Origin of the sequence: Mesorhizobium delmotii (assembly GCF_900149755.1) — a bacterium.
GTDB classification, from domain to species: domain Bacteria; phylum Pseudomonadota; class Alphaproteobacteria; order Rhizobiales; family Rhizobiaceae; genus Mesorhizobium; species Mesorhizobium delmotii.
The window spans coordinates 240,972-253,290 of record NZ_FUIG01000046.1 but is presented as its reverse complement, the minus strand read 5'-3'; the positions used below and the strand labels follow the sequence as shown (position 1 = coordinate 253,290).

Here is a 12,319-nt window from a genome sequence, read left to right as displayed (position 1 = left end):
AAAGATCAGAGAAGGTCCATGAACGACAGGAGCGTCCTGGAGGTGCGCCACGGCACCCGCACGATCGACGGCGAGACGGTCTTTTACAGAGAGGCAGGTCCTGAAACCGCGCCGGTGCTGTTGCTTCCGCATGGCTATCCCTGCTCATCCTTCCAATATCGCCGGCTGATGCCAGCGCTCGCCGATCACTGGCGGACGGTCGCGCCGGATTTCCCCGGCCTTGGCTACAGTGGAACCCCCGATCCGGCACAGTTCGGTTATGATTTTGACGCCTATGCGACTTTTCTGGAGCGGTTCACCGACGCGCTGGGGCTCGGCAGCTACGCGCTGTGGCTGCACGACTACGGCTCGCAGATCGGCCTGCGCCACGCCATAGCGCACCCATCGCGGATCAAGGCCCTCATCATCCAGAATGGCGACATCTACGCGGATGCTCTTGGCCCAAAATACGAAACGATCCGGCGTTTCTGGCGGGATCCTTCACCAGCGAACCGTGCGCCGCTGGAAGAAGCGGTGAGCGAGGACGGCTTTCGCGCCGAGTTCGTCGGCGAAGTCGATGACGACGTCGCCCAACGTGTCCCGCCCGATATGTGGAAATTGCATTGGCCGCTGATGGATACGCCCGTGCGCCGTGCGCTTTCAGTCGGACTGATGGAGAAGCTCAAGGCTAATCTCGACTGGTTCCCTCGTTACCAGAAATACCTGCGCGAACAGCGGCCGCCGGCAATGATCCTTTGGGGGCCGAAGGACGAATACATGCCCGAGCCGGCAGCGCGCGCCTATCTGCGCGATCTCCCCGAGGCCGAGCTGCATTTGCTGAACGACGCAGGGCACTGGCTGCTGGAAACCCACTTCGAAGTCGCCCTGCCGTTGGTGCGACGGTTTCTGGGCAAGGTCCTGCATTGATCGCCCGCACAACACCGCAGCGGATCCCGCCACGCTGCCCGATCCTCATCACAACCCATCGAGAGGAGCACGTCATGACCGACAACGCCACAATTGCCCGGATCTGGCGGGGAAGGACACGCCGTGATCTGGCGGACGCCTACGAGCCATATCTACGCCGCGAAGGCATTCCGCCGCTTCAGGAGAAGGCACTTGGCGTGCAGTTGTTTCGCGAAGATCGCGAAGAAGAAACAGAGTTCGTGACGATCTCATACTGGGCTGACGTCGAAGCTATGGCGAGCTTCACCGGCGGCGACCCGCACAAGATCCACCACCTGCCGCGTGACGAAGAGTTTCTCGTCGAGCTGCCCAAACGAGTGACGGTGATGCGGATCCTCGTCAATCAAATGCCTCGCGACTAGGCGGCGGCGGCAGTGGCCTTGCGACGTCGACAGCATCGAAAAAGGCCGCCTCGAGGGCGGCCTTTCGCAATTCGCAGAATGCCGTGTTATTCGACGTCCTTGGCGGCTTTCTTCTTCGGCGCGGCCTTCTTCTTGGTTTCTTCCGCATCGTCGGCCTTCTTGGCGTCGGCCTTCTTCGCGGCAGCTTTCTTCGCTGGCTTCGCCTTGGCCGTCTCGCTGTCCTCGTCGTCGGCCATCAGCTCTTCCTTGCTTACCTTGACGTCGGTGACCGAAATCTGGCTGAGCAGATGGTCGACCACCTTCTCCTCGAACAGCGGCGCGCGCAGCGTGTTCAGCGCTTCGGGATTGCTGCGGTAGAATTCGAAGGCTTCCTGCTGCTGGGCGGCCGGATAGCGGCGCACCTGCTCGAACAGGCCACGCTGCAATTCCTCGTCCGACACGGCGACGCCGGCCTTCTCGCCGATTTCGGCGAGAACCAGGCCGAGACGCACGCGGCGCTCGGCAAGCCGCATATATTCGGCGCGCGCCTCTTCTTCCGTCGTCTCCTCGTCGGCGAAGGTGCGGCCGGCGGCTTCCAGATCGCGGTTGACCTGGTTCCAGATGTTGTTGAACTCTGCCTCGACGAGCTTCGACGGCGCCTCGAACGAGTAGGCGGCGTCGAGCTGGTCGAGCAGCTGACGCTTGATCTTCTGGCGCGTCATCGAGCCGAACTGGTTCTCGATCTGGCCGCGCACCACGTCACGCAGGCGCTCCAGCGATTCCAGGCCGAGATTCTTGGCCGTTTCGTCGTTGATTTCCAACGCACCGGGCTTGGACACTTCCTTGACGGTGACGTCGAAGGTGGCTTCCTTGCCGGCCAGATGCGCCGCCTGGTAGTTTTCCGGGAACGTGACCGTGACCTGCGTCTCGTCGCCGGCCTTGCTGCCGATGAGCTGATCCTCGAAGCCGGGAATGAATTCCTTGGAGCCGAGCACCAGCGGCTGGTCCGTGCCGGCGCCGCCGCTGAAGGCTTCGCCGTCGATTTTGCCGACATAGTCAATCGTCACGCGGTCGCCTTCGGCGGCCTTGCCGGTCTTCGGCTCGTAGGTGCGCGCCGATTCGGCGACACGCCGGACCTGCTCGTCGATTTCGGAATCCGGCACGTCGAACACCTGACGTGTCACCTTGATGTCGGAGAAATCCTTGATCTCGATCGGCGGAATGATCTCGTAGTTCAGCCGGAACTCGAAGTCGGCGCCGCCGGCCAGGATCTTCTCGGCCTCCTTCTCGTCCTCGGTCATGATCACTTCGGGCTGCATGGCGGCCTTTTCGCCGCGCCCGGTGATGATCGAACGGGTCGAATCGTTGAGGATCTCATTGACCACTTCGGCCATGAACGACTTGCCATAGACCTTGCGCAGGTGCTGCACCGGCACCTTGCCGGGACGGAAGCCGTTGATGCGAACCTTGTTCCTGGCATCGGAAAGCCGCGCCATCAGCTTGGCTTCCATGTCACCGGCCGGCACGGTGATCTTGATCTCGCGCTTGAGACCGGAGTTGAGCGTTTCGGTGACCTGCATCATAGAACCTTTGTTTCCACCAATGAGGCAGCCAAACGGCTCCTGCCGTTTACAGCCTGCCGGTATGATCTTGCCGGGAATGGCTTTTGGTGCGGGACTTGGCGATTTGTCCGCCCAACGCGGCGCAAATCCTCCAGAAAATACGCTCCAAAATGTGAATAAGTCTTTGTTTTTCCTACTTCTTATCACATTCTGCAGAAGCGGATCGTCGCATCCCGTCACATTCGACACGCCTTTTGTCACAGGCGCGGCTAATTTTCAACCATCTTCGCGTCTACAGCGCCGCGCGTCCTTCTTGGACGCGCAAGGACGCTGTAGCACCTTGATTTTGGCGCATGATCCCAAAAAACGATTTTTCGATTTTCGGGATCATGCGCCGGCGAACGGCCCCTATTTTGACCGCGACATTGACAGAATAATGGCTCAGCCCAGCGATCCTGATGCAGAGAAGCCCGCCACGTTGCGGGTGGCGGGCCGGCCGCGAAGCCAGGAGAGTATTGTCAAAGCCTCCACGGCCGATGCGACGCTCTCGTTTGCGAGTGCTCAGCGACGCGCGATCAGCATGCAAAGCTGCCGCAGGTCAAGGTCATAGGTGCCTTCGCTGCTGAGCACGTCGACACAGCGTTTCTTCATGCGCATCAGTTGGCTGCTGGACATCTGCGCGACCACGCTCGGCATGCCGGGAGTCCCCGGTGTTCCAAGAGTGCCAAGTGTCCCGGCAAGCGTTCCGCCGCCGACGCCGACACCGACACCGCTCGTGCGAGCGACATTGGCACCCAGGCCCGCTGTAATGCCGCCGGTGCCGCCCACGTTTGCGCCTGCACCGGCAGTGGTACCACCAGTCCCACCGACATTGGCACCCAGGCCAGCCGTGACGCCACCATTGCCCACATTGGCGCCGGCACCAGCGCTAACGCCCCTACTGCCGCCAATCGATGCACCGGCGCCTGCATTTACCCCGCTCCTGCCGCCGATCGAGGCGCCGGCACCAGCGGTAAAGCGCTTGCTGCCGCCAACCGATGCACCGACGCCGGCATTCACCCCCCTGCTGTCGCCGATCGAGGCGCCGGCTCCCGCATTGATGCCGCCACTGCCTCCGACCGAGGCGCCGAGACCGGCGTTTACGCCGCCTCGGCCGCCGACCGATGCGCCGGCGCCGACGCTAATGCCGCCTGCACTGGAGGGAAAAGATAGAGATAAAACAAGTGCACCACTGGCCAAAGCTGTGGCGAAACTCTTAACGACCTTTGCCATGACACTCTCCCTTTCCTTTGGTAGTTACCTCACAGCAGCAGTTTCAGCGCCTGCTACTTTAGCGATAACGAACTCAGGGAGTTGTTGAATTGCTAACGCGAAACAATGTTTGCGATCGTAACTTACGGGTAGCAAAATATTCCGATTCAATTTGAAAGAATTTGGGAATACATTCCCGGGCAGGAAGACCTGACCGCGAACGAGTTCGTTCGCGCCACCTCGCCTATTTTGGACGGAAGGTCCGCGCCGTGGCCGCCGACGGCACTATCTGGTGCTCGTCTTGGCAGATAGCTTTGCAAGGAAACCGAATGTCCCGTCACGACTTTGTGCTCCAGCGCTAGACCTATATGACCGCCAGTTTGAGCGCGATGCCGATGCATGGCGCGCGCGGGCCTACGGTCCAGGGGCTGGGACTTGCCCAAGCGACCGGCGTAGACGCCAACGCGAGGCCCAAAGACCTCGAAAATCTAAGTCTTGAACTTGTGACATGGCTTGTGACATAGACATGTCACGGTGACACGAAGCCAGCGGGTATGGCGGAATTGGTAGACGCACCAGATTTAGGTTCTGGCGTGAGAACGTGGGGGTTCGAGTCCCTCTACCCGCACCACTGCTCCCCCTCGAACAGTGGATTAAGGTTCCAGTGTCGGAAGGCGAGTCCCTTCATCCGCACCATTTTGGTGCCTACTCCTCAAAGACCTGGCGCGTAAACCATCCGGTCAAAGTCGCAAGTTCAGGCCCCAGCACGCGATCGTCACCGACCGGCGGCACGATGCTTCTGACATCTGCGACGAACGACTGAAGCGCCGGAGGAGCCACGCGCTCGGTCACATGCAGCGCCTGCGAGGCGATCACAGCCAGCATCGCCATCGCCGCATCGAGGCAGCGGCCGGCGCGTGCCTCCTTCGTCCATGCGAGGAAGACCGTCGTGGCGACATCGTCCTGCCCGGCGCCGGCCGATTCCGTTCCCGGGATGAAGGTTCGCTGGGCCGCGAGTTTCGCCTGCTCCAGATAACCCGTGATCGCCATCGGCACATAGCCGACATTGCCGTGGCCGTCGCTGTCGCTCCAGTCCCGCCCCGTCAAAAGCAGATCGGGCAGAAGCGAGACCTTGCCGTTCAAAAGCTTCGAGGCGTGGCGGTCGCACAAGAGGCAGATATCGGCCCATATCGCCGCCAGATCATCCAGGGCGGGTGTTGCCATGGCATTGTGATAGCCGCCCGTGCTGATGCAGCGCCCGAGCGGATGCCCGTCGTCTGGCGGGATGTAGACCGGGTTGTCCGATACCGAGGCGAGCGACACGGTCGCAGCGCGTTCCGCCGATGCCAGCGCGCGATGCGCGTGCCCCAGGATGCGAGGAACGATGCGATAGCTGACCGGCGCCTGATAATTGCGGCGCCCGGTGCCGGCGCCGGCAAGAAACTCCCCCAATCCGCGCAGCGCCGCTGCTTCGTGTTCATCGCCCCAAAGCGCGTCGAGCGCCGGGTCGTAATGTTCGAGCGGCGCGCGAAACGCTTCGATCGAAAGCGCAAAGATTTTTTCGGCAAGGCGAATGCGGCGGCGAGCCGCCAAGGCAGCGTCGGCCACAAGTGCGGCAGCGCAGGGCGAGCCATTGATCAAAGATCCCCGTTCCTTGACTTCCAGGTCGAAGCGCGTCGAAAGTTCTGCAAAGAGCGGATAGAGGGCGAGGATTTCACCGGCACCGCCCTGGCCGGAGGATGGCACCAGGGGCATGGGTCCGCCATCCAGCATCGCAGCGACGGCGAGCGCCACGCGTGGTGTGGTCGCAGCATTTCCTTCGAGGAAATTCGCCAGGCGGGCGAGCACGATCGCCCTCACCACGCGATCTGGCAAAGGCTCGCCGAACGATGTGGCGGCTGCGAAAGCCTTGATGCGCGCATGGCGATCCCGCTCGCCAAGTTCGAGCCGCCTGCTCGCCAGTTCTCCCATGGCGGTGGTCACGCCATAGATGACCGGTACAGGGTCGGTCTCGACGAGACGCAGGAACGACGCGCGACACTCTGCGATGCGCTGCAGGGCCTTGCCGCTGATTTGCACCGTGTCTTTTTTCCAGGCGACGCGGAAAACCGAGCTGAGATTTATGTCTTCTCGTGTCGTCAGGATAATGGTCATGTTTGATGCTGTCCGAGCCGGCCACGCTTTCCCAATTCTAATCCGGGCCAATTCTAATAAAGCGGTTCCTCGAACAGCGTCTTGTCGCCGTCCATCAGCGCCTTGATCTGCGCGGCGCCATCGGCTGCGATTGCGACGCGGACGCCGAACGGCCGCACCCGCATGTCGTTCTGGATCGCCATCCCCTCGCCTTCCGGCAGATAGAAGCGTTCAATGCCGTAGTTCGGCGCGATCGTCGTGGCTGCGCTGAGATCCCATCCCTCAGCTACATGCCCGACGATATCGGCTTCGTCGGATGCTGCCGGCGCAGACGCTTGCCCGAACCAGGCCGCGGTCGCCTCCCAATAGCCGTCGGCGCCCTGCTTCAGCCTGACGACGATTGGCGTGTCGTCGCTCGTGAGCTTACCGGTCGGAATGTTGGCGATCAGCTTCACCGGTATGCGCGAAATCTCATAGCCAAGGCGAATAAAGTCGCCGCGCAGGAGATCGCGCGGATCGATCGGTTCGACCCTCAGCAGCACTTGCCTGCCGTCGCGCAAGATCGCCGCCCGGCCGGCGATGATCCAGCTCAGGAAGCCGATCTGGACGAGCGCCAGCGCCACCGCCGAAATGATCAGTCTTTTACCGGTCATCATGCCGCCGCTCCTTCCACGCTCGGGACCCTCATGCGCTTTTCCACGCGGAGGATGACAAGGGCAAGCAGGCCGAGAAGCACAGCGGCTGCAAGGAAGAAGCCTGCCGTGTCGAGCATCGACTGCAACATCACCACATAGATGATGGCGAGTTCGAAGGCGAAGCCAGCATAGGCAACCCAGCGCAAGCCCCTGCTCTCGCGGCCTCCCAGCACAATCGCCGCGACAATGCCGGCAAGCGCAACGGCCGAGGCAATGCCGAAGCCGCTGTTGTTGCTCTCACCGGCTAGTTCGAACTGGATCATCGCCAGACCGGTGAGAAATCCGATCAGCGCATGTAAGGGCAGACGGCCGCCAAGCTGCAATATCCGGTCGACGGGCCCAGCAGCGAAGATCGCAGCCGCGAAAAGCAGCGTCGACACGACAATGAGCGGGACAGCGACCTGCAGCGTTTCGTATTCCGTAAACAACAGCACAAGATAGAAGATGACCGACAGGATGATCAGGTGCCGAGCCGCATGGCTGCGGGTCCAGAACGAAATGGCGAACAACACGCTCGCCATGACGACGAAGAGATGCGGAAATTCCGCGCGCCCGAAATAGTCGAACCCCCTCAGGAACAGCCATGCGTCGGCAATGCCGACAGAAGCGACAGTCAGCGGGTTCGAGCGCAGCGCAACCGCCGCCAAGGCCGTGCCAGCGCCCCAGGTGATCAAGGCCGATGTTTCGTCGCCGGATAAATGATACATCTGGCCGATCAGCGCGATCGATCCGCCGAATGCCGCCGCGGCGATGATCCAGAGTGCCTCGCCGATAGCAGCATGGTCGCGTGTCTTCAGCACCGCGCCGCCGACATAGCCGGCGAGGATGATGGCGAAGAGCGCTGCCACCCGCGCAAGCCGCGGGATGGCTTCCCAATTGGCGGCGACGAAGATAAGGACGGCCGCACCAAAAAGCAGCGCCGACATCATCGCCAGGATCGAGCCGAAGCTTAGTGATTTGCGCTCTTTGGCCTCGACGTCGCGCGTCAGCGCGTCGGCCGTCGAGGCGTCGATCAGGCCAGCCTGCAGCCATCGTGCGATATCGGTCCTGACGCGTGACGAATAGCTCGCCATGCCTTTCTCCCCCAGCTTGCTCTTTTTTCAGCCGATCCGGCCAAACCGTTGACGCTACGGCATTTTCCGATTCGGGCCTATCTAGGTCGAAGACGTGATTTGGCGGCGATGGTGCATTGCACAATTTGCATTGCTGCCATGCACCAATAGCGCTTTTAAATCGATATGACCCCACCTATCTTGAGGGCGTACACAAAGACGGAATGATCCGGAAGAAAGACGAAACGAGAAATACCATGAACCTGATCCGCAACTACCGCAACTGGCGCCGCTACCGGGACACCGTTTCCGAGCTGAGCCGCCTGAGCACCCGCGAACTGACCGACCTCGGCATCAGCCGCAGCGACATCCACTACGTCGCCCGCAAGGCGGTCTAATCCTCCTCGGACCGCAAATGGTCCGAACCAGTTTGACTTGAAAAGAGAACGACAATGAACCTGATCCGCAACTATCGTAACTGGCGCGTTTATCGCTCGACAGTTACCGAGCTGGGTCGCCTTTCGAACCGCCAGCTGCATGATCTCGGCATCGTCCGCGACGAGATCAAGAGCATCGCTCGCAAGGCGATCTAGTCAAGGAATTTCGCCAGGGTCGACCTCCTCCCCGACCCTGACGGATACGGTCGGCCTTCACCTCCTCCCGAGGGTTGACCACAAAAACGGCGCCCGCCGCACCTCCTCCCGCGGCGGGCGCTGTTTCCCAAGGGGCGAAACGAATTTCGCCCAGGGTTTCGCCCCCTTTGATCAGGCGAAAGGAATTTCGTCAAAGCCGACCTCCTCCCCGGCGATGACGAATACGGTCGATTTTCACCTCCTCCCGAGGATCGACCAGCAAAACGACACCCGCCGGACCTCCTCCCCCGGCGGGTGTTGTTGTTTTTCAGGGTCGAGGCACTCTGAGGGCGATTTTGGGAGAGCCGTTTTGCGGGACGTCCCTGTCGTCAGTCCAGCGCACCGCTTTCCAGAACGCCCCGTTTCTTCCACTGGCTCAACGGAAAAATGTCCGGTGCGCCGCCCATCGGCGCATACCAGGAATCCACCACCCATTCGGTGCCCCCGCGGTCGCTGATCACCGCCGTCCAATGGGGATAGCGTCCGTCGACAAACAGGCCTCGCGAAGCCTTGTCCTCGACCTTGTGAAACCTGAGCAGTTTTCGCTCGGCAAGATAAACCAGCAGCGCATGCGTATTGGTTGATTCGTCGACACAATCCATCTGGCCCCTGATGCGCGATGCACCGAATTCCGATTGCGGCAGATCGCGAATGCCGGTGGCCCGGAAAATGCGCTGCTCGAAATAGCGGACAGCCTTCGAAATAGCGGAGCGCTCGGCTTGGGGCGAACCCGCACCCGCACGCAGGATAGAGCGGAAACGCGCGCCGTCACCGGGGCCAAGCGCCAGCATCGTGCGATAGTTGCAACTGTAGCCGTGGCATATGGGGATCCGCTTGGAAGCCGTCGCGGCCAGTTCGCCGGCGGCCGCTGATCCGCCCATGGCGATCACGACTGTCAGAAAGGTCGCTCTGGCAAAGATCCCGAGACTCCCGTCCATTCTCCGACAGTAGACGATTGCAGCACTTGGCGGCAACTGCGCCGCTAACCGGGGCAATTGCAATCGCAGCTACAAGCGACTATTTCGGCGCTCATGAGCAAGAATCCCATTCACGTCATTGGCGGCGGTCTCGCCGGCTCCGAAGCCGCTTGGCAGGCGGCCGAGGCCGGCGTTCCCGTTGTCCTGCATGAAATGCGTCCCGTCCGCGGCACCGATGCGCACAAGACGAATGGACTGGCCGAGCTCGTCTGTTCCAATTCCTTCCGCTCCGACGATGCGCAAACCAACGCCGTCGGCCTGCTGCACGCCGAAATGCGGCTGGCCGGTTCGCTGATCATGAGCGCTGGCGACGCCCACCAGGTGCCGGCCGGCGGTGCGCTGGCCGTCGACCGCGACGGGTTTTCCGAAGCGGTGACCAAAAAGCTCGAAGCGCACCCGCTCATCACCATCCAGCGCGAGGAAGTGCCCGGCCTGCCGCCGGCGGACTGGGACCAGGCGATCATCGCCACCGGCCCGCTGACCGCACCTGGGCTCGCCCAATCGATCGCGGAAGCGACCGGCGCCGATGCGCTCGCCTTCTTCGACGCCATCGCGCCGATCGTCCATTTCGACACGATCAACATGGACATCTGCTGGTTCCAGTCACGCTACGACAAGGTCGGGCCTGGCGGCACCGGCAAGGATTACATCAACTGCCCGATGGACAAGGAGCAATATCTCGCCTTCGTAGGGGCGCTTCTGGAGGGCCAAAAGACCGAATTCAAGCAATGGGAAGGCACGCCCTATTTCGACGGCTGCCTGCCGATCGAGATCATGGCCGAGCGCGGCGTCGAGACGCTGCGCCATGGGCCGATGAAGCCGATGGGGCTTACCAATGCGCACAATCCATCGGTGAAGGCCTATGCCGTCGTGCAGCTTCGACAGGACAATGCGCTGGGCACGCTCTACAACATGGTCGGCTTTCAGACCAAGCTGAAGCACGCCGAGCAGGTGCGCGTGTTCCGCACCGTCCCGGGCCTTGAAAACGCCGAGTTTGCCCGCCTCGGCGGCCTGCATCGCAACACCTATATCAATTCGCCGACGCTGCTTGACCAATCGCTGCAGCTGAAGTCGCGGCCCGGCCTGCGCTTCGCCGGTCAGATCACCGGCTGCGAGGGCTATGTCGAAAGTGCCGCCATCGGCCTGCTTGCCGGGCGCTTTGCCGCCGCCGAGCGGTTGGGCCACGCGCCGGCGCTGCCGCCGATGACCACAGCCTTTGGCGCGCTGCTCAACCATATCACCGGCGGTCACATCGTTTCCGCCGACGAGCCGGGAAAGCGCTCCTTCCAGCCGATGAACATCAATTTCGGCCTGTTTCCCCCGGTGGAAGCGCCGAAAGCCGAGGGAAAGCGCCTGCGCGGCAAGGACAAGACCGTCGCCAAGCGGCGTGCGGTGACGTCACGCGCGCTGGCCGACTGCCGCGAATGGCTGGGATTGCCTTCGCGGGCGGAAGCAGCGGAGTAGCAGTTACGGAGTTCGTGTCAGGCTTCAGATGCCCGGCCAGCCTCGCGTTGCGCGGCGCAACAGCAGCCAATGCCGGCGCCAGGGCGAGAGCCGCGCCGCGCCGTTCAGAGGTGACTGACGAGAACTTTCCATCTTGCCGAGATAGGCGCGCGACAAGGCCAGCGGCAAAAATGCCGGTCGCAGCGAAACCGGCAACGCCGATGCACCGCTTTCGAAAGCTGCAAGATGTTCTTGCGCCAGCGCGATCATCGCCGCGACAGCGCGTTGCCCTCCAGGCCCACCATCGCCCGCAACGAACTCTTCCGGCGACGACCCTGCGGCCGCCAGAGTATCGGCCGGGACAAAGCATTGCCCGCGCTTGCGGTGCAGCGGCAGCAGCAGCAACAGGCCGGTCATCGCCTGTGCACAACCTGCCCTGCCCGCAAGTTCGGCGAAACGCGGTGCTGCGACGGGATCGAGCACCATCGCTGCAAGCTGGATGAGCGCCGCTGCGGTCTCGCCGCAATAGCCTTCCAGATCGGTGCGCGACGGCATAGGGTCGTCATAGAGATCGAAAACACGGGCTTCGAGCATATTCTCGAAGGCGGGTATCGGCAGGTGGTGGGCGGAAATCGTAGCCTTTAACGCGTCCGCGACAGGATGGCCAACCCCGTCCCCACTGTCCTCGGTTGCGATGACATCGCGCCACCATTGCAGCCGCACCTCGCCGGGTAGCGCCTCGCGGATACGGTCGCGAATGCCTGATATCTCGGCATTGAAGGCATAGAGCGAAAAAAGTGCGTCACGCTTGTCCTCGGGCGCATAGAGCGCGCAAACATAGCGGTCATGGTCGGCGGCTCGCACCGTTTCCATGACGATTTTGGCGTTTTCGGTCACGTCACTCGACGGCAATCAGTGCGGCGGCCACCGCTCGGTTTTCCGCCAGAAGAACATTGTAGGTCCGCACGGCCGCGCCGGTCGACATCGGATCGGCCGCAATGCCCGCCGCCTTCAGCGCAGCACGCAGCACCGCCGGCAACGGCCGGAGATCCTTGCCAGCGCCGACCAGCAGGATCTCGACCTTGTCAGCCTCGTTGAGCAGCTTGGCGAAATCCGCCGCCGTCAGTGCCAGGGGATCGGCTGGCTCCCAGCCGTAGATGCCCGACGGCAGGCACAGGAGCGAGCCGCGATGAGACATGTCGGCGAAACGAAACCCACCATTGCCGTAGGCCTCGATCGGCGCACGGCCGGGGAAATGCGCTTCACGGATGACAATGCCTTTGGTCAT

The 12,319-nt window shown here is 62.1% G+C and carries 13 protein-coding genes and 1 tRNA gene; 6 read left to right on the top strand and 8 right to left on the bottom strand.

The features are described from left to right. Positions 1–18: 18 nt before the first annotated feature. On the top strand, positions 19–906 hold the full coding sequence (locus BQ8482_RS28765; RefSeq protein ID WP_123150662.1) for an alpha/beta fold hydrolase: 888 nt from the start codon (positions 19–21) through the stop codon (positions 904–906). 74 nt (positions 907–980) lie between these two features. Further along, the gene (locus tag BQ8482_RS28760; protein WP_123150780.1) at positions 981–1,307 is read left to right on the top strand and encodes an antibiotic biosynthesis monooxygenase family protein; all 327 of its coding nucleotides are present in this window, start codon (positions 981–983) and stop codon (positions 1,305–1,307) included. 86 nt (positions 1,308–1,393) lie between these two features. Here BQ8482_RS28760 and tig read toward each other — a convergent pair whose 3' ends face one another. Together tig and BQ8482_RS28750 are read right to left on the bottom strand one after the other, a co-directional pair. Continuing rightward, on the bottom strand, positions 1,394–2,866 hold the full coding sequence (gene tig / locus BQ8482_RS28755) for a trigger factor (RefSeq protein ID WP_123150779.1): 1,473 nt from the start codon (positions 2,864–2,866) through the stop codon (positions 1,394–1,396). A 543-nt stretch (positions 2,867–3,409) separates the two neighbouring features. Next, positions 3,410–4,120 (bottom strand): hypothetical protein, encoded by a 711-nt coding sequence (locus BQ8482_RS28750; protein WP_123150661.1) that lies wholly within the window; start codon positions 4,118–4,120, stop codon positions 3,410–3,412. 527 nt (positions 4,121–4,647) lie between these two features. Here BQ8482_RS28750 and BQ8482_RS28745 point away from each other — a divergent pair. Next, a tRNA-Leu gene (locus tag BQ8482_RS28745) sits at positions 4,648–4,730 on the top strand. A gap of 74 nt (positions 4,731–4,804) precedes the next feature. On the opposite strand, the gene BQ8482_RS28740 is transcribed toward BQ8482_RS28745, so the two are convergent. Genes BQ8482_RS28740 through BQ8482_RS28730 form a run of 3 tightly spaced genes read right to left on the bottom strand, consistent with a single transcriptional unit; the run spans position 4,805 to position 8,000 of the window. After that, positions 4,805–6,253 (bottom strand): aromatic amino acid lyase, encoded by a 1,449-nt coding sequence (locus BQ8482_RS28740; RefSeq protein ID WP_123150660.1) that lies wholly within the window; start codon positions 6,251–6,253, stop codon positions 4,805–4,807. A gap of 53 nt (positions 6,254–6,306) precedes the next feature. Then, positions 6,307–6,888, bottom strand: coding sequence for a GDYXXLXY domain-containing protein (locus tag BQ8482_RS28735; RefSeq protein ID WP_123150659.1), 582 nt, complete (start codon positions 6,886–6,888; stop codon positions 6,307–6,309). Then, complete coding sequence (locus BQ8482_RS28730) at positions 6,885–8,000, bottom strand: DUF2157 domain-containing protein (RefSeq protein WP_123150658.1); 1,116 nt, start codon at positions 7,998–8,000, stop codon at positions 6,885–6,887. The genes BQ8482_RS28735 and BQ8482_RS28730 overlap by 4 nt, the downstream gene beginning before the upstream one ends. A gap of 236 nt (positions 8,001–8,236) precedes the next feature. On the opposite strand from BQ8482_RS28730, the gene BQ8482_RS28725 reads away from it, so the two are divergent. Next, positions 8,237–8,377, top strand: coding sequence for a DUF1127 domain-containing protein (locus tag BQ8482_RS28725; RefSeq protein WP_091596947.1), 141 nt, complete (start codon positions 8,237–8,239; stop codon positions 8,375–8,377). A gap of 54 nt (positions 8,378–8,431) precedes the next feature. Continuing rightward, a complete protein-coding gene (locus BQ8482_RS28720) occupies positions 8,432–8,572 on the top strand; it encodes a DUF1127 domain-containing protein (protein WP_123150657.1) in 141 nt (46 codons plus the stop codon). Positions 8,573–8,940: 368 nt separating this feature from the next. Here the strand turns inward: BQ8482_RS28720 and BQ8482_RS28715 are convergent, their stop codons facing one another. Continuing rightward, positions 8,941–9,492 carry a hypothetical protein gene (locus tag BQ8482_RS28715; protein ID WP_123150778.1) on the bottom strand — a complete coding sequence of 184 codons (552 nt, stop codon included), beginning with the start codon at positions 9,490–9,492 and terminating at the stop codon, positions 8,941–8,943. 150 nt (positions 9,493–9,642) lie between these two features. Here BQ8482_RS28715 and trmFO point away from each other — a divergent pair, with 150 nt between their 5' ends. Continuing rightward, positions 9,643–11,052 carry a methylenetetrahydrofolate--tRNA-(uracil(54)-C(5))-methyltransferase (FADH(2)-oxidizing) TrmFO gene (trmFO, locus tag BQ8482_RS28710; RefSeq protein ID WP_123150656.1) on the top strand — a complete coding sequence of 470 codons (1,410 nt, stop codon included), beginning with the start codon at positions 9,643–9,645 and terminating at the stop codon, positions 11,050–11,052. Positions 11,053–11,076: 24 nt separating this feature from the next. On the opposite strand, the gene BQ8482_RS28705 is transcribed toward trmFO, so the two are convergent. Together BQ8482_RS28705 and BQ8482_RS28700 are read right to left on the bottom strand one after the other, a co-directional pair. Next, the gene (locus tag BQ8482_RS28705; protein ID WP_123150777.1) at positions 11,077–11,904 is read right to left on the bottom strand and encodes a phytoene/squalene synthase family protein; all 828 of its coding nucleotides are present in this window, start codon (positions 11,902–11,904) and stop codon (positions 11,077–11,079) included. 25 nt (positions 11,905–11,929) lie between these two features. After that, positions 11,930–12,319, bottom strand: a complete 390-nt coding sequence (locus tag BQ8482_RS28700) for an Mth938-like domain-containing protein (RefSeq protein ID WP_123150655.1) — start codon at positions 12,317–12,319, stop codon at positions 11,930–11,932.

Coding starts and splice junctions, on each gene's coding strand:
- BQ8482_RS28765 (WP_123150662.1), top strand. CDS start 19: ATGAACGACAGGAGCGTCCTGGAGGTGCGCCACGGCACCCGCACGATC.
- BQ8482_RS28760 (WP_123150780.1), top strand. CDS start 981: ATGACCGACAACGCCACAATTGCCCGGATCTGGCGGGGAAGGACACGC.
- tig (WP_123150779.1), bottom strand. CDS start 2,866: ATGCAGGTCACCGAAACGCTCAACTCCGGTCTCAAGCGCGAGATCAAG.
- BQ8482_RS28750 (WP_123150661.1), bottom strand. CDS start 4,120: ATGGCAAAGGTCGTTAAGAGTTTCGCCACAGCTTTGGCCAGTGGTGCA.
- BQ8482_RS28740 (WP_123150660.1), bottom strand. CDS start 6,253: ATGACCATTATCCTGACGACACGAGAAGACATAAATCTCAGCTCGGTT.
- BQ8482_RS28735 (WP_123150659.1), bottom strand. CDS start 6,888: ATGATGACCGGTAAAAGACTGATCATTTCGGCGGTGGCGCTGGCGCTC.
- BQ8482_RS28730 (WP_123150658.1), bottom strand. CDS start 8,000: ATGGCGAGCTATTCGTCACGCGTCAGGACCGATATCGCACGATGGCTG.
- BQ8482_RS28725 (WP_091596947.1), top strand. CDS start 8,237: ATGAACCTGATCCGCAACTACCGCAACTGGCGCCGCTACCGGGACACC.
- BQ8482_RS28720 (WP_123150657.1), top strand. CDS start 8,432: ATGAACCTGATCCGCAACTATCGTAACTGGCGCGTTTATCGCTCGACA.
- BQ8482_RS28715 (WP_123150778.1), bottom strand. CDS start 9,492: ATGGGCGGATCAGCGGCCGCCGGCGAACTGGCCGCGACGGCTTCCAAG.
- trmFO (WP_123150656.1), top strand. CDS start 9,643: ATGAGCAAGAATCCCATTCACGTCATTGGCGGCGGTCTCGCCGGCTCC.
- BQ8482_RS28705 (WP_123150777.1), bottom strand. CDS start 11,904: ATGGAAACGGTGCGAGCCGCCGACCATGACCGCTATGTTTGCGCGCTC.
- BQ8482_RS28700 (WP_123150655.1), bottom strand. CDS start 12,319: ATGACCAAAGGCATTGTCATCCGTGAAGCGCATTTCCCCGGCCGTGCG.